The sequence below is a fragment of the Pseudomonas sp. GW821-FHT02C04 genome (assembly GCF_059421845.1).
Map to the genome: position 1 here is coordinate 258663 of NZ_JBWKVT010000001.1, position 17980 is coordinate 276642.

General features: G+C 62.8%; 5 protein-coding genes (1 of these 5 running past the window's edge). 3 read left to right on the top strand and 2 right to left on the bottom strand.

Translation table 11 applies throughout. The annotated features are described in order from the left end of the window. The 3 genes from AC07VV_RS01150 to AC07VV_RS01160 all read left to right on the top strand — a co-directional run. On the top strand, window positions 1-11805 hold the 3' portion of the coding sequence (locus AC07VV_RS01150) for an amino acid adenylation domain-containing protein (RefSeq protein WP_495034911.1). Its footprint begins 2844 nt before the window's first position; only the last 11805 of its 14649 coding nucleotides appear in the window; its start codon lies off the left edge, out of view; it ends in the stop codon at window positions 11803-11805. 66 nt (window positions 11806-11871) lie between these two features. Beyond that, window positions 11872-13020 (top strand): macrolide transporter subunit MacA, encoded by a 1149-nt coding sequence (macA, locus tag AC07VV_RS01155; protein WP_495034912.1) that lies wholly within the window; start codon window positions 11872-11874, stop codon window positions 13018-13020. Between the two features lie 2 nt (window positions 13021-13022). Then, window positions 13023-14981 carry a MacB family efflux pump subunit gene (locus AC07VV_RS01160; protein WP_495034913.1) on the top strand — a complete coding sequence of 653 codons (1959 nt, stop codon included), beginning with the start codon at window positions 13023-13025 and terminating at the stop codon, window positions 14979-14981. Window positions 14982-15045: 64 nt separating this feature from the next. Here the strand turns inward: AC07VV_RS01160 and AC07VV_RS01165 are convergent, their stop codons facing one another. Beyond that, window positions 15046-15819 (bottom strand): helix-turn-helix transcriptional regulator, encoded by a 774-nt coding sequence (locus tag AC07VV_RS01165; RefSeq protein ID WP_493091718.1) that lies wholly within the window; start codon window positions 15817-15819, stop codon window positions 15046-15048. Window positions 15820-16745: 926 nt separating this feature from the next. Then, window positions 16746-17978, bottom strand: a complete 1233-nt coding sequence (glcF, locus tag AC07VV_RS01170) for a glycolate oxidase subunit GlcF (protein WP_495034914.1) — start codon at window positions 17976-17978, stop codon at window positions 16746-16748. Window positions 17979-17980 lie beyond the last annotated feature (2 nt).

A 17980-nucleotide genomic window follows, 5' to 3' on the forward strand; every position in this document is an offset into this window, starting at 1 on the left:
CAGGTGAAGATTCGCGGCGTGCGCATTGAGCTGGGCGAGATTGAAACCCGGCTCAACCAGCTTCCCGGTATCCAGGAAGCGGTATTGCTGGCCCGCGAAGACGAACCCGGTCAGCCGCGTCTGGTGGCCTATTACACCGAACAGGCTCAGGTCGAACCGCAACCGGTGGCTGAGCTGCGCGCTTGCCTGCTGGCGCAATTGCCCGAATACATGGTGCCGACGGCGTTCGTGCGGCTGGACGCGTTGCCGCTGACGGCCAACGGCAAGGTCGACCGCAAGGCCTTGCCGGCGCCGGATCGCGCGGCGTTGTTCACCCGCCATTACGAAGCACCGCACGGCGAACTGGAAACCGCGTTGGCGCGGATCTGGGGTGAAGTGCTGCAGGTCGAGCGGGTCGGGCGGCGTGACCACTTTTTCGAACTGGGTGGCCACTCGCTGCTGGCGATGCGCATGGTCTCCCAGGTTCGCCAACGCCTGGGCGTCGAGCTGGCCCTGAGCGAGCTGTTCGCCAATGCCGAGCTGTCAGCGGTCGCCGAGGTGCTGGCCCAGGCCGGACGCAGCTCGCAACCGGCGATGCTGCCGGTGCCTCGTGACGGCGCGCTGCCGCTGTCGTTTGCCCAGCAACGACTGTGGTTTCTGGCGCGGATGGAAGGGGTCAACACCGCCTACAACATTCCGCTGGGCCTGCGTTTGCGCGGCCATCTCGACGAGGCGGCGCTGCAACAGGCACTGGCACGGATCGTCGACCGCCACGAAACCCTGCGCAGCCGTTTTGTCCCGCACAACGATGAGGTGCAGGTGATGATCGCGGCGGTTGACAGCGGCATGCTGCTGCGGGTCGAGGATCTGCGTCAGCATCCACACGCCGACGAAGCCTTGCAGGCGTTGATCCGTGAACAGGCCTCGACCCCGTTCGATTTGCAGCACGATCCGTTGATTCGCGGGCGTCTGGTCCGGTTGGCTGACGATCACCATGTGTTGCTGCTGACCTTGCACCACATCATCTCCGACGGCTGGTCGATGGGCGTGCTGACCCGTGAGCTGATGGCGCTGTATCAGGCGTTCAGTCATGGCGAGGCCGATCCGCTGCCGCCGCTGGCGTTGCAATACGCCGACTACGCGACCTGGCAACGGCGCTGGTTGAGCGGTGAAGTGCTGCAGCGTCAGAGCGATTACTGGCAGCAAAATCTGGCCGGCGCCCCGACCTTGCTGGTGCTGCCGACCGACCGTCCGCGCCCGGCGCAACAGGACTACACCGGCAGCAGCGTCGAGTTCCGGCTCGACGAACCGCTGAGCGCCGGGCTCAAGGCGCTGAGCCAGCGGCACGGCGTAACGATGTACATGACGATGGTGAGCGCCTGGGCGTTGTTGCTCAGTCGCTTGTCCGGCCAGTCGGACGTGGTGATTGGCTCGCCGATTGCCAACCGTGGCCGCACGGAAATCGAAGGGCTGATCGGGTTGTTCATCAATACCCTGGCCCTGCGGATCGATACATCCGGCGGGCTCAGCGTCGAGGCGTTGCTGGCCCGGGTCAAGGCGTGCACGCTGCAAGCCCAGGCCCATCAGGATCTGCCGTTCGAGCAGGTGGTGGAAGTCACCCGGCCGGCGCGCAGTCTTTCCCACAGTCCGTTGTTCCAGACCACCCTGAGCTGGGAAAACAGCGTGGGGCCGGAGCTGGCGCTGGGTGAGCTGGCGCTGGAAAGCGTGGGCGGCCCGGCTCAGTTTGCCAAGTTCGATTTGTCGCTGACCCTGGGTGAAACCCGCAGCGGAATTCGCGGAGCGCTGGAATACGCCACGGCGTTGTTCGATGAATCGACGATCCAGCGTTATGTCGGCTACTTCAAGCAACTGCTGCATGCGATGGTCACTAACGATCAGGCAGCGCTGGAACAGCTCGACATGGTTCAGGCTCACGAGCGTGAACAGTTGCTCGTCACGTTCAACGACACGCACACGGCGTTTGTGTCGGGGCTGACCATTGCGCAGCGATTCGAAGCGCAAGTGATCGAGCGGCCCGAGGCGGTTGCCGCGGTCTGTCAGGGGCAGGCGTTGACCTTTGCCGAGCTGAACCGACAGGCCAACACGTTGGCCCATCACCTGATCGGGCTGGGCGTTCGCCCTGATGATCGCGTGGCCATCGTCGCCCGGCGCGGGCTCGACACACTGGTCGGGCTGGTGGCCATTCTCAAGGCCGGCGCCGGCTATGTGCCGGTGGATCCGGCGCACCCGGCGGAGCGTTTGCACTATCTGCTGAGCGACAGTGCGCCCGTGGCGGTGCTGTGCCTGAGTGATTTGCGTGAACGCTTGCCGGCGCTTGATGTACCGGTGATCGATCTGGATTTGCGTACCTGGCCGGACAACGAGACCGGCAATCCGCAGGTGCCTGGCATGACCAGCGAACACCTGGCCTACGTCATCTACACCTCGGGCTCCACCGGTTTGCCCAAAGGCGTGATGGTCGAACACCACACCCTGAGCAACCTCGTCGATTGGCATTGCAAGGCGTTCGACCTGCGCGCTGGGCGCCACACCTCGAGCCTCGCGGGCTTCGGCTTCGACGCCATGGCCTGGGAAGTCTGGCCGGCCTTGTGTGCCGGCGCGACCCTGTACCTGGCACCGGCCCGCGACGGCAGCGAAGACGTGGATGCGCTACTCGACTGGTGGCGCGCGCAACCGCTGGACGTGAGCTTCCTGCCCACGCCGGTGGCCGAATACGCCTTCAGCCAGAACCTCGAACACCCGACCCTGCGCACGCTGCTGATCGGCGGCGACCGCTTGCGTCAGTTCAACCGCAATCAGTCGTTCGATGTGGTCAACAACTACGGCCCGACCGAGGCGACAGTGGTGGCCACCTCGGGCATCGTCGAAGCGGGGCAGGCGCTGCACATCGGCAAACCGATCGCCAACGCGACGGTGTACCTGCTCGATGAACAGCACCGCCCGGTGCCGGTCGGCGTGGCGGGTGAGCTTTATGTGGGTGGCGCCGGTGTGGCCCGGGGTTATCTGAATCGTGCGGATCTGACCGAAGAACGCTTCCTGCGTGACCCGTTCAACCACGGCCGGATGTACCGCACGGGTGACCTGGCGCGCTGGCGCGCCGACGGCTCCATCGAGTACCTGGGGCGCAACGATGATCAGGTGAAAATCCGTGGCGTTCGCGTCGAACTCGGCGAAATCGAAACCCGACTGAACCAGCTACTTGGTATTCAGGAAGCGGTGCTGGTGGCCCGCGAAGACGAACCCGGCCAGGTGCGGCTGGTGGCGTATTTCACCGAGCAGGCACAGGTCGAACCGTTGGCCGTGGCCGAACTGCGGGCGCACCTGTTGACTCAGTTGCCGGAATACATGGTGCCGGCGGCCTTCGTCAGACTCGACGCGCTGCCGCTGACCGCCAACGGCAAGGTTGACCGCAAGGCCTTGCCAATGCCGGATCGCAGCGCCTTGTTCACCCGCGACTATCAAGCGCCGCAAGGTGAACTGGAAACCACGCTGGCGCAGATCTGGGCCGAAGTGCTGCAGGTCGAGCAGGTCGGACGTCAGGATCACTTTTTCGAGCTGGGCGGCCACTCGCTGCTGGCCATGCGCATGCTGTCTCAGGTGCGCCAGCGGCTGGGGGTGGAACTGACGCTCGCCGAGCTGTTCGCCAATGCTGAACTCGCCGCTGTAGCCGAGGTGCTGGCCCAGGCCGGACGCTGCACGCAACCGGCGATCATGCGGGCGCCACGTGACGGCGCGCTGCCGTTGTCGTTCGCCCAGCAACGGTTGTGGTTCATGGCGCAACTGGAAGGTGCCAACACTGCCTACAACATTCCCCTCGGTCTGCGCCTGCGCGGTCGCCTCGACGAAGCGGCCCTGCAACAGGCACTGGCGCGGATCGTTGAGCGTCACGAAACCCTGCGCAGCCGCTTCGCCCAGTTCAACAATGAAGCCCAGGTGCTGATCGCGCCGCTCGACAGCGGTGTGCTGCTGCGGGTCGAAGATTTGCGCCACCACCCGCAGGCCGATGACGCCTTGCTCGCACTGATTCAGGGTGAAGCCTCGGGGCCGTTCGATTTGCAGGACGATCCGTTGATTCGCGGGCGTCTGGTGCGACTGGCCGATGATCATCATGTGTTGCTGCTGACCCTGCACCACATCATCTCCGATGGCTGGTCGATGGGCGTCCTGACCCGCGAACTGATGGCGCTGTATCAGGCGTTCAGCCATGGTGAGGCCGATCCGCTACCGCCGTTGGCGTTGCAATACACCGATTACGCCGTGTGGCAGCGTCGCTGGTTGAGCGGCGAAGTCTTGCAGCGTCAGAGCGACTACTGGCAGCAGACCCTGGCCGGTGCGCCGGCCTTGTTGATGTTGCCGACCGATCGTCCACGCCCGGCCCAGCAGGACTACGCCGGCAGCAGTGTTGACATCCGGCTGGATGAGCGTTTGAGCGCAGGGCTCAAGGCGTTGTGCCAACGCCACGGCGTGACGCCGTACATGGCGGTGATGAGTGCGTGGGCGATGTTGCTCGGTCGCTTGTCCGGCCAATCGGACGTAGTGATCGGTTCGCCCGTCGCCAACCGTAACCGGGCAGAAATCGAAGGGCTGATCGGGCTGTTCGTCAACACGCTCGCCGTGCGCATCGAGATCTCGGGTGCGCTCAGCGTCGAAGCCCTGCTGGCGCGGGTGAAGGCGTGCACGCTGGAGGCGCAGGCCCATCAGGATCTGCCGTTCGAACAGGTGGTGGAAATCACCCGGCCGGTGCGTAGCCTGTCTCACAGCCCGTTGTTCCAGACGTTGCTGAGCTGGGACAGTGGCAGCGGTGCGACGCTGGCTCTCGGTGACCTGACGCTGGAAGGCGTGGCCGAGCCGAGCCATTTCGCCAAGTTTGACCTGTCGCTGACGTTGGGCGAGGCGCAAGGCGTGATCCGGGGTTCGCTGGAATACGCTACGGCGCTGTTCGATGAATCGACGATCCAGCGTTATGCCGGTTACTTGCTGCAACTGCTGCAAACCATGGTCGGCAACGATCAGGTGTTGCTGGAGCAGGTCGATGTGCTGGCGGAGGATGAGCGTCGGCACTTGCTGCATGACTTCAATGCCACCGACGTTGATTACGATCTGGAGCAGAGCATCCACGGTCTGTTCGAAGCGCAGGCCTTGCGCACGCCGCAGGCTGTGGCGGTGCTCTCAGGCGAACAGCGGCTGAGCTATGCCGAGCTGAACGCTCGGGCCAACCGTTTGGCGCATCACTTGCGCGGACTGGGCGTTGGCCCGGATGCGCGGGTGGCGATCTGCGTCGAGCGGGGGCTGGAGATGGTGGTCGGGTTGCTGGCGATTCTGAAGGCTGGCGGCGGTTATGTGCCGCTGGATCCGGCGTATCCGCTGGAACGTCTGGCTTACATGCTGGAGGACAGCGCACCGTTGGCAGTGCTGGTGCAGGGCTCGACTCGAGGGTTGCTGGGTGAGGTGGCGGTGCCGGTGGTCGATCTGGATCACGACACCTGGCAATCGTTGTCGGCGGATAGCCCTTCCGTCGATGATCTGACCCCGCAGCATACGGCGTATGTGATCTACACCTCCGGCTCAACTGGCCAGCCGAAGGGCGTGATCAACGAGCATTCCGGGGTGGTCAACCGTCTACTGTGGATGCAGGACGCCTATCGCCTGACGGCTGAAGATTCAGTGCTGCAAAAGACGCCGTTCAGCTTCGACGTCTCGGTGTGGGAATTCTTCTGGCCGTTGATGACCGGCGCGCGACTGGTCATGGCCCGTCCCGGCGGTCACAAGGATCCGCTGTACCTCAGCGAAGTAATCGAACGCGAACGCATCACCACGTTGCACTTCGTGCCGTCGATGCTCGACGTGTTCCTCGCCCATGGCGACACCGCGCGTTGCAATGGTTTGCGTCAGGTGATGTGCAGCGGTGAAGCGTTGCCGGGCAGTCTGGTGCGGCGCTTCAAGCAGCAATTACCGGGCAGCGGCTTGCACAACCTGTACGGCCCGACCGAAGCGGCAGTGGACGTTACCGCGTGGGATTGCTCTGGTCCGCTGGAGCAAACCCCGGACAACACGCCAATCGGTAAACCGATCGCCAACACCCGCATGTACATCCTCGATGCCCAGCAACAACCGGTGCCGCAAGGCGTGGTCGGCGAGTTGTACATCGGCGGCGTGCAGGTTGCTCGCGGTTACCTGAACCGTCCTGAACTCAGCGCCGAGCGGTTCCTCAACGACCCGTTCCAGCCCAAGGGTCGCATGTACCGCACCGGCGACGTCGCCCGTTACCTGGCCGACGGCAACATCGAATACCTGGGCCGTAACGACGATCAGGTGAAGATCCGCGGCCTGCGCATCGAACTGGGCGAAATCCAGTCACGCCTGACCGACATCGGCGGTGTGCAGGAAGCCGCGGTGCTGGCCCGCGAAGACGTGCCGGGAGACAAGCGCCTCGTCGCCTACTACACCGGCGCCCGTCTGGAAATCGACCTGCTGCGCAGTCAACTGCTGGAGCACCTGCCGGATTACATGGTGCCCGCAGTGTTCGTGCATCTGGAGGCGCTGCCGCTGAGCCCCAACGGCAAGCTCGACCGCAAGGCCCTGCCGGCGCCGGATCAGGCTTCAGTGATTACCCGCGATTACGAAGCACCAGTCGGCGAGGTGGAAATTCTCCTCGCAGGGTTGTGGGCCGAACTGCTCAAGGTGGAGCGAGTAGGGCGCCACGACAACTTCTTCGAACTGGGGGGGCACTCGCTGATGGCAGTCAACCTTGTGGCGCGAATGCGCCACGTCGGGCTGACGGCTGATGTGCGCGTTCTGTTCAGTCAGCCGACGCTCGCCGCACTGGCTGCTGCGGTCGGTGATGAGACGGAGAGTGAAATCCCGGCCAACCGGATTGCACCGGACTGCAAACACATCACCCCGGACATGCTGCCACTGGTTGCACTGGATCAGCCCGCCATTGACCGCATCGTCGCCAGCATTCCCGGCGGCGCGGCCAACGTGCAGGACATTTATCCGTTGGCGCCGTTGCAGGCCGGCATTCTGTTCCATCACTTGTCGGCGCCCCAGGGTGATCCGTATGTGTTGCAGGCGCAGTTCGCCTTTGCCAATGAGTCACGCCTGAGGGTGTTTGCCGAAGCCTTGCAGGCCGTGATCGAACGCCATGACATCCTGCGCACGTCGCTGTTCTGGGACGGTCTGCAAGAGCCGGTGCAAGTGGTCTGGCGTCAGGCGTCGCTGGTGTGTGAAACGGTGGAGCTGGATGCTGGCGCAACTGATGCACTCGATCAGTTGCGCAGCCGGTTCGATACTCGGCAATACCGCATGGCCGTCACACAGGCGCCATTGATGCGGGTGGTGCACGGCTGGGACGCGGTCAATCGGCGCGTGGTGGCTCTGCTGCTGTTCCATCACCTGGTCATGGACCACATTGCGCTCGAGGTGCTGCGCCACGAAATGCAGGCAGTCCTGCTCGGCCAGGTGCGGCAACTGGCCGAACCGGTGCCGTATCGCACCTATGTCGCCCGCACGCGTTCGGGGCTGAGCGAGGAGGAGCATGAGACGTTCTTCCGCGACATGCTCGGCGATATCGACGAGCCGACCCTGCCGTATGGCCAGGGCTCTGTTGCGGACAGCGGCAACGGGCATGCGCAGCGGCTGCTGAATACCGCGCTGAGCCAGCGGGTCAGGGCCAAGGCCAGGCGCCTGGGCATCAGCGCCGCCAGCCTGATGCACCTGGCCTGGGCCAGCGTGCTGGGGCAACTGTCGGGGCGTGAAAACGTGGTGTTCGGCACCGTCATGCTCGGCCGGTTGCACGGTGGTGAAGGTGCCGAACGGGCGCTGGGCGTGTTCATCAACACGCTGCCGCTGCGCATCGATCTGGACGGGCAATCGGTGAAAGAAGCCGCGCTGGCGACCCATCAGCGCTTGAACCGCCTGCTGCATCATGAACACGCGCCGCTGGCGCTGGTGCAACGCTGCAGCGCCATGGCCCCGGGGTCGCCGCTGTTCAATGCGTTGTTCAATTACCGCCACAGTGGCGGCGGGGGCACGCCGTCCGACGAAGTCGTGGCGGCATGGCAGGGCATGCAGTTGCTCAATGCCGAAGAACACAGCAACTACCGCCTGAGCCTGAGCGTCGATGACCTGGGCGAAGGCTTCAGCCTGACCGCGTTGACCATGGCCGGGATCGACGCCGAGCGGATCTGCGACTACATGGATCTTGCGGTCGACAGCTTGTTGCAAGCGCTGGAGCGGACGCCGCAACTGGGCATTGATCAGTTGTCGATCCTGCCGCGGGATGAGCGGCGGCAACTGCTGGTCGAGTTCAACGCCACTCAACGGGATTACCCGGCGACGCTGACGGTTCATCGTCTGTTCGAACAGCAAGCGGCGAAGCATCCGCAAGCCGTTGCAGCGGTGCATGGCCGCGCGGCGTTGACCTATGAAGAGCTGAATGAGCGGGCCAATCGCCTGGCTCACCATTTGATTGGCCAAGGTGTGCAACCGGGCGATCACGTGGCGATCCTGCTGCCACGCTCGCTGGATCTGCTGATCGCGCAACTGGCCATCGGCAAGTGCGCGGCGGCGTATGTGCCGCTGGACATCAACGCGCCGGCCGAGCGTCAGGCGTTCATGGTTGAAGACTGCGGGGCGAAAGCGCTGCTGACCTTGAGCACTGAAACGGTTGATTACGCTGTGCGCCGGATCGATCTGGATGTGCTGAAGCTCGATGCGCAACCGACGCACAATCCGGACCTGCCGCAGTTGTCCGAATCCTTGGCCTACATCATGTACACCTCCGGCTCCACCGGCACGCCGAAGGGTGTGATGGTGCCGCATCGGGCGATTGGCCGGTTGGTGATCAACAACGGTTATGCGGATTTCAATGCGCAGGACCGCGTGGCATTCGCCTCCAACCCGGCGTTCGACGCCAGCACCATGGACGTCTGGGGGCCGCTGCTCAACGGTGGGCGAGTGGTAGTGATTGATCACGCGACTTTGCTCGATCCACTCGCGTTCGGACGTGAGCTGGCCAACACTGGTGCGACGATCCTGTTCGTCACCACCGCACTGTTCAACCAGTACGTGCAACTGATCCCCGAGGCCCTCAAAGGCCTGCGCATGGTGTTGTGCGGCGGCGAACGCGCTGATCCGGTGGCCTTCCGCCGCTTGCTGGCCGAGGCGCCAAACCTGCGAATCGTCCACTGCTACGGTCCGACCGAAACCACCACGTACGCCACGACGTTTGAAGTGCGCGAAGTGTCGGAAACCGCCGACAGCGTGCCAATTGGCGGCCCGATCTCCAACACCCAGGTCTATGTACTCGACGCTCGTCAGCAACCCGTGCCGATGGGCGTGACCGGCGAGTTGTACATCGGCGGCCAGGGCGTGGCGCTGGGCTATTTGAATCGCCCGGACCTGACCGCCGAGAAATTCCTGCAAGACCCGTTCGGCGATCAACCGGGAGCGTTGCTGTACCGTACCGGCGACCTCGCACGCTGGTTGGCGCCGGGACAACTGGAATGCATCGGTCGCAACGACGATCAGGTGAAGATCCGCGGTTTCCGTATCGAACTCGGGGAAATCGAAAACCGCCTGCTGAATTGTGAAGGGGTCAAGGAAGCCATCGTGCTGGCCCGTCAGGACGGTCAAGAGCCGTTGCGTCTGGTCGCCTACTTCACGGCCGAAGAGGGTGTCGACAGTACGAGCCTGCGCAGCCAATTGCAGGCACGCCTGCCGGAATACATGGTGCCCTCGGCCTGGGTGCTACTCGACGCCTTGCCGCTGAACAACAACGGCAAGGTCGACCGCAAAACCCTGCCGGTACCGGCACAGGACGCGCTGCTCAGCCACGCCTATGAGGCTCCGGCCAATCCGCTGGAGGAAACCCTGGCGCAGCTGTGGGCCGAAGTGTTGCCGGTCGAACAGATTGGCCGGCACGACAACTTCTTCGAGCTGGGCGGGCACTCGTTGCTGGCGATTCGTCTGGTCAACCTGATGCAACAGAACGGGCTGGAAGTGACGTTGGCCGAGCTGTTCCAGCATGCCAGCATCGAGTCGCTCGGCACGTTGCTCGGCCAGCGCACAGGCGCAGAGCAACAGGATGACGGGCTGGTCGTGGTGCGGTCCGGTGGCGCAGACACGCCGTTGTTCCTGGTCCATGAGTTCAGTGGGATGGACGCGTACTTCCCGGCGCTGGGCCTGCACATCGACGGCGATTTCCCGATCTACGGTCTGCCGGGCATCCCGCTCGGCAAGGCACCGCTGCGCACCATGGAATGCCTGGCGGCACGCATGGTGGACATCATCCGTTCGGTGCAGCCGCAAGGGCCTTATCGCCTGGCCGGCTGGTCGTTCGGCGGGGTGCTGGCCTATGAAGTGGCGATGCAGTTGCTCGGCATGGATGAGACGGTGGCGTTCGTTGGCCTGATCGACAGTTTCGTGCCGCGCCTGACCGATCAGGGCAAGGCGCGCTGGAGTGACGAGCATGCGCACAAGCGCCAGTTGCTGCAGCATTGCACGATGTACCGCGCCTCTCTTGGCGACGCGGGGCAAGCCGCACTGGCGCATCTCGCAGTGTTGCAGACCGAGCTGGAGCAGATCGACTTCCAGTCGCTGTTGCAGCGCTGCCGGGAGGAGCAATTGCTGCATCCGGAGATGGCCGCCGCTGCGCCGGAGGATCTGTGGCACTACCTCGACCGCGAGGTCGCCCACGGGCATGCGCTGGCGCATTACCGGATCAACCCCTTGGGCTTGCCGCTGCACCTGTTCCGGGCGCAGGAGCATCCGACGGAGCTGTCTCGTCGTCACCCGACTCTGGGCTGGTCGGATGAAGTGTCGGCCACGCTCCTGCATTGCATCGACGTGCCGGGCGATCACCAGAGCATGATGCAGGCGCCGCATGTGCACGTACTCGGTCAGGCGCTCAGTCAGGCATTGCAGGTATCGGCAGTGGTCGAATCCCGGGCGTATCAGCCGTTGTTGACGATGCAGACCGGTTACACCGGACATGCGCCGATTTTCTGTGTGCCGGGGGCTGGTGACAGTGTCACCGGGTTCATCCACCTGACCGAGGCGCTGGGGCCGGAGTGGCCGATTTACGGGCTGCAACCCCGAGGGCTCGACGGCGCGACCGTGCCGCACAGTCGGGTCGAGAGTGCCGCCACGTTCTACGTACGGGCGGTTGAGCAGTTGTGCCCGCAAGGGCCGGTGCATCTGATCGGGCACTCGTTCGGTGGCTGGGTGGCCTACGCCATGGCGGCGCAGTTGCAGGCTGCGGGGCGCGAGGTGGCGTCCCTGACCCTGATCGACAGCGAATCGCCGGGCGGCAACAGCGTGGTGGGCAAGCCTTACACCACCACGGCAGCGCTGCTGCGACTGATCGAGTCTCTGCAACTGTCCAGCGGCAAGTCTTTGGGCATCGATGCGCTGGCCTTCGCCGAAGCTGACGACACCACGCAAATGCGCCTGCTGCATGACGGGATGGTGCACGCGAGTGTGCTGTCTGAACGTGCGTCAACCGATGCGATGCAAGGCCCGGTGCGCACGTTCGCCACCGCGCTGCGCACGATCTATCGACCGGCTCTGGCCTACACCGGGCCGGTGCGCCTGGCGTTGGTGGACGACCCGACGCTGGACGCGTCGGGCAACCAGCGCGAACAGGTTGCAATGCTCGAAGGCTGGCAGCGCGAAGCCAGGGATCTGGCGGTGTGGTACGGCCCCGGCAACCATTTCACGATTCTCAAGGCGCCCAACGTCTTCAGTCTCGCGGCGTGGTGGCATGACGGGTTGACGGTGGCGGCTGGCCAAGTGTTGTCCTGATTGAAGTCTTTATCCTGGAACCCGGCCATTGGCCGGGCTCATCCCTGAACGGAATTGTGGTCATTTATGGAACAGTCGAAGTTGCGCAAAGTCGGTCTGGGAATCGCGTTGACGCTGGTGGCCGGGTTGGTGTTCTACACGGTGCAGGCGCCGGCCGAAGCACCGCAATACCTGACCGCCACGGTCGAACGCGGTGACATTGAAAACGCGGTGCTGGCCACTGGTTTGCTGGAAGGCATCAAGCAGGTGGACGTCGGCGCCCAGGTCTCGGGGCAGTTGAAGTCGCTCAAGGTCAAGGTCGGCGACAAGGTCAAGAAAGGCCAGTGGCTGGCGGAAATCGACCCGCTGGTGCTGCAGAACACCCTGCGTCAGGCGCAGGTCGACGAGGAAAACCTGCAAGCTCAGCGCCGGGCAACGCAGGCTCAGCTCCGGCAGACCAAGGCAATCTACGAGCGCTATCAGAATCTGCAGGAAGACGCCTCGATCTCGCGGCAGGATTTCGAAACCGCGCAATCGAACTACGAAGTGCAGCAGGCCAATCTGTTGTCGCTGGATGCGCAGATCAAGAGCGCGCATATCCAAATCGACACCGCCAAGGTCAACCTGGCCTACACGCGGATCATCGCGCCCATCGACGGTGATGTGGTGGGTATCGTGACTCAGGAAGGCCAGACCGTGATCGCCAGCCAACTGGCGCCCGTCCTGCTGAAACTGGCGGATCTGGACACCATGACCGTCAAGGCTCAGGTGTCGGAGGCCGACGTCATTCACATCGCGCCGGGGCAAGAGGTGTATTTCACCATTCTGGGTGAGGACAAGCGTTACTACGGCAAGCTGCGCGGCACTGACCCTGCGCCGCAGAACTTCCTTGAAGCGCCGCCTGCCGGCACACCGAAACAGAATACGGCGGTGTTCTACAACGCGCTGTTCGACGTGCCCAATCCCGATCACCGCTTGCGCATTTCCATGACGGCTCAGGTGCGGGTGGTGCTCGACACCGCCAAATCGGTGTTGACGATTCCGGTGGCCGCGTTGGGCCCGCGCAACAACGATGGCAGTTTTCCGGTGCGGGTACTGGATGCCAAGGGCCAGGCGCAGTCGCGCAATGTGCAGACCGGGATCAACAACAACGTCAAGGTGCAGGTCAACGACGGTCTGGCCGAAGGCGACCGGGTGGTGATCGGTGATCCGGTGGCGAAAGTGGCAGGGGCATGAGCATGACCGAACCTCTGCTGCAACTGACCGGCATCAGCCGCAGTTTCACCGCGGGCGACCGTGAATTTCTGGCGCTGAAGAACATCGACCTGACGATCAATGCCGGGGAAATGGTGGCGATCATCGGCGCCTCGGGCTCCGGCAAATCAACCCTGATGAACCTCCTCGGCTGCCTCGACTACGCCACGGCCGGCAGCTACAAGATCAACGGCCGGGAAACCCGTGATCTGGACAATCAGGCGCTGGCCGAACTGCGCCGTGATTACTTCGGTTTCATCTTCCAGCGCTACCACCTGCTGCCGCATCTGAGTGCGATGCACAACGTCGAAATGCCGGCGATCTACGCCGGCACGCCGGAACCGCAGCGTCATGCCCGGGCCCGTGAGCTGTTGGCACGGCTGGGGCTGGAAGGGCACCTGACTCATCGTCCGAGCCAACTGTCGGGCGGTCAGCAGCAGCGCGTCAGTATCGCCCGGGCCTTGATGAACGGCGGCGAAGTGATCCTCGCCGATGAACCGACCGGCGCACTCGACACCACCAGCGGCAAAGAGGTGATGCGTATTCTGCTGGAGCTGCACGCCGCCGGGCACACAGTGATTCTGGTGACCCACGACCCCAAGGTCGCGGCCAACGCCGAGCGCATCATCGAAGTCAGCGACGGCGAAATCCTCAGCGACCGCCGCAACGAGCGCGACACCACGGCGCTGACCAATGAGGACGCAGTGCCGCCCAAATCCACGGCGGCGCGGCGTCTGGTGGCCAGCCTCGGGTTGTTCAAGGAAGCGTTCAACATGGCCTGGGTCGCACTGATCTCCCATCGGATGCGCACCTTGCTGACCATGCTCGGGATCGTCATCGGCATCACCTCGGTGGTGTCGATTTCGGCCATCGGCGAAGGGGCCAAGCGTTATGTCTTGAAAGACATCCAGGCCATCGGCAGCAACACCATCGATATCTATTCCGGCACCAGTTTCGGTGACAGCCGTTCGGCGGCCATCGAAACCCTCGTGCCCGCCGACGTGACGGCACTCAATCAGCTCTACTACGTCGACAGCGCCACGCCAGTGGTTGGGCGCAATCTGTTGCTGCGTTACCGCAACATCGACCTCGATGCGCAGGTCAACGGCGTCAGCGATCTGTACTTTCAGGTGCGCGGGATCAAGATGGAGGCGGGCATCCCGTTCAGCGAAAGCGATGCACGGCGTCAGGCGCAAGTGGTGGTGATTGATCACAACACGCGCCACCGGTTGTTCGGCGAGGGCGTCGATCCGCTGGGGCAGGTGATCCTGATCGGTAACCTGCCATGTACGGTGATCGGCGTGGCGGCGGAAAGCAAAAACATCTTCTCGGCGAGCAAGTCGCTCAACGTCTGGGTGCCCTATGAAACCGCAGCCGGCCGATTGTTGGGCCAGCGTTACCTGGACAGCATCAGTGTGCGGATCAAGGACGGCCAGCCGAGCAAGGTGGTGGAAGACAACGTCAACAAACTGATGCTGCAGCGCCACGGCACCAAGGATTTCTTCACCAACAACCTCGACAGCGTGATGCAGACCGTGCAGAAAACCAGCCGCTCACTGGCCTTGTTACTGTCGCTGATCGCGGTGATTTCACTGGTGGTGGGCGGCATCGGCGTGATGAACATCATGCTGGTGTCGGTCACCGAGCGTACCCGTGAAATCGGCATCCGCATGGCGGTTGGGGCGCGGCAGTCGGACATTCGCCAGCAGTTTCTGGTGGAGGCGGTGATGGTCTGCCTGCTGGGTGGCGCCATCGGTATCTCGTTGAGTTACGCCATCGGCCACCTGTTTTCGCTGTTCATCAAGGAGTGGGAAATGGTGTTCTCGATGACCTCGGTGCTCACCGCTGTGCTTTGCTCGACCCTGATCGGCATCGTGTTCGGCTTCGTGCCGGCGCGCAATGCGTCGCGGCTCGATCCGATCGAGGCGTTGGCCCGGGATTGAAACGGGCACAAAAAAAACCGCCGTCCTTTGCAGGAGGGCGGTTTCGTTACAGGCGAGTGAACCGTCAGGCCGCGTTCGATGGGCCGCAGGCTGCGGGGCAGTCCTTTGGCGAGTACATCCAGCGCATCAGCGAGTGACGGCCGCTGATGCCCAGTTTGATCGCGGCGCGTTTGAGGTAGCTCTCCACGGTGTTGACCTTCAGTTGCAACTGCTCGGCCAGTTCTGGCGCGGTGCGCCCGGCGAGCAGGCCGACACACACTTCCATCTCGCGGTTCGAAAGGCTCAGCCCCAGTTGCTCCACGCGCTCGCAAAAGCGCAGGCGCAGGGTTTCCAGGCCCAGCAGGGTTGAATCCGATTGTTCCTGAGATTGTCCCTGGGCGTCAGTGTTCGCCGGTTGCAGGGCGTTGATGTGTTTCTCGACCATCGGCAGTAGCACCGGAGAAATGTCCTGCAACAAACTGCGCTCGTGGGCGGAGAAGCGTTTTGACGGGCCGCAACGGTAGACCGAGATCACATAGCGGTAACCGTCCTTGCGCCGGGTCAGGTGCAATTGCGAGGCGTCGGTGACTGTCGAGGGTTCGGGAGTGGGCAAATCATTGGCACTCGGCAGAGTGCTCAACTCGGAATACACCGTTTCAGCCAGCAAGGATGCTTCCTTGACGCATTCGGGCTCACTGCGCGGCTGTGCGCGTCCGACCGGTTCCACGCGCATCTGCCGGATGTGCGTGGCGTCCACGGCCAGTTGGGTCAGGATCAGGTCGTGCAGCATCCGTGGGAAATGTCGGCTGCCAGTGCTGGCGATGACCTTGCCAATGTGAGGAAACAGCTGTGAGTTCATGTCGTTCATCCATGAGTTGCAGTGTGGTACTCGTGTTCCTGAACCACCGGAAAACAGCTCCATGCCCGGCGACAGCGAATCAGGAAATTGGATCCTATCCTAGTACAACGTTTCAGCGACGGTTTAATGAAGGGGCTATTAGCTCATAACTGACGGTGAGGGGGATGTCGGGATGACAGGTGTCAGCGAAATGCCTTACAGCTGAGTGGGAGTGCTTTTATAAAAATCCTATAAATGACAGTATTAAAAAACAAAAAAAGCCCGTTTCAGCCGAAGCCAAAACGGGCTTTTTCCCGCAACGACAACCGTTACTTCAGGTTGTCAAAGTGGTCTCGCAGGAACTCGTAAAAGCGAAACGCTTGAAACGATCTCCATACGAGGCTCAGCGTACGCAGCAAAAGCTTCATACGTTTTGGCCTCCAGGTCGGGGGCCAAACCTCCAGCGCACTTACCGGATCATGTGTGCCTTCGGACATAAACGTCAGTTCTGTCCATGAGGCGGCCGGTTGTGATCCCTCCGAGCCTTCATTCCGGCACGGGTGCAAAACCGTGTCGAAGGGCATGAAACCGTTATGGTTCCAGCCAAACCTCATGGACATACTGACGAGTGAGCGCTGGCATATTAACCTGTCTTGTGGCGGGATTTTGAGGATCCTGGATATAGATTCGGTATGTTTTGTAATTCGTTATTTCTGTCAGCGTGTTCGGGTGTAGTAAACGTCGGCCAGGAATTTCCTTGTCGTCGGATAACGTCATTCAATACACGCAAAATAACGTTGCAACGAAGAACAAAGATTAATAGTATTCCGGCACGTCAGTTCTGTCCGTGAGACAAAACAGGCCCCAGCCGCAAACTGAGGCCTACCGAAAAACCGCCCCGCAAAGGCGGTTTTTTTTCGCCCATCGTTTGACCGCCGCCAGCAATCCTACGCCTCGGTCACCAAGGGCAAGCCGGCATCCACCAGCTCGATCCAGTGCTTGACCTGCGTACGTCCCGCGCCGTCGAGGTGGGTCTGGCAGCCGATATTGGCGGTGGCGATGATGTCCGGATGGTCGCTTTCCAGGGCGTTGAGCTTTTGGTCGCGCAGTTGCCGGGCCAGCGCCGGTTGGGTTATCGAATAGGTGCCCGCTGAGCCGCAGCACAGATGGGCGTCCGGCACGGTCGTGAGGTTGAAGCCCAGCCGGGTCAGCACCGATTCCACTGCGCCGCCGAGTTTCTGTGCGTGTTGCAAGGTACAGGGGCAGTGGAACGCCAAGCGCTGATCGGCATGAACGCCAAGGGATTCGAGCGGCTCCTCGCGCAGCACTTCCACCAGATCTTTCGCCAGCGCACTCACGGTTTTCGCCTTTTCGGCATAGGCCGGATCGGTGCACAGCAGGTGTCCGTAATCCTTGATGAACGCGCCGCAACCGCTGGCGGTCTGCACGATCGCTTCGGCGCCCTGTTCGATGGCCGGCCACCACGCATCGATGTTCTGGCGGGCGCGGTCAAGTCCGGAGGCCTGGGCGTCGAGGTGATAGTCCACGGCGCCACAACAGCCAGCATTTCGCGTCGGTGTAATGCTGATCCCCAATCGATCCAGCACCCGTGCTGCCGCCGCGTTGGTGTTGGGCGACAAACCCGGTTGCACGCAGCCTTCGAGCATCAGCACCTGGCGGGCATGCCGGGTTACCGGGCGGGGTGCGATTGCAGAGGTGCTGCGCGGCAGTTTGGCTTGCAGGGTATTGGGCAACAGCACACGGAAGATCTGGCCAGCGCTGACCAGTCCTTTGAACAGTCCGGGATTCGGTGCCACACCACGCAAACCTGCCCGCAACACACGTTGACCAATGGGTCGCGGCACAGCGGCATCAACCACGGCGCGGCCAATGTCGAGCAGGTTGTGATAGTCCACGCCCGAGGGGCAGGTGGTTTCGCAATTGCGGCAGGACAGGCAACGATCCAGGTGCAGTTGGGTCTTGCGGGTGACTTCGTTACCTTCCAGCACCTGTTTGATCAGGTAGATGCGACCCCGTGGGCCGTCGAGCTCATCGCCGAGTAACTGATAGGTCGGGCAGGTCGCATTACAGAAGCCGCAGTGCACGCAAGTGCGCAAGATGCTTTCGGCTTCTTCGGCGCGAGGCAGTTGCCGGGCTTCTTCGCTGAGAGTGGTTTGCATGG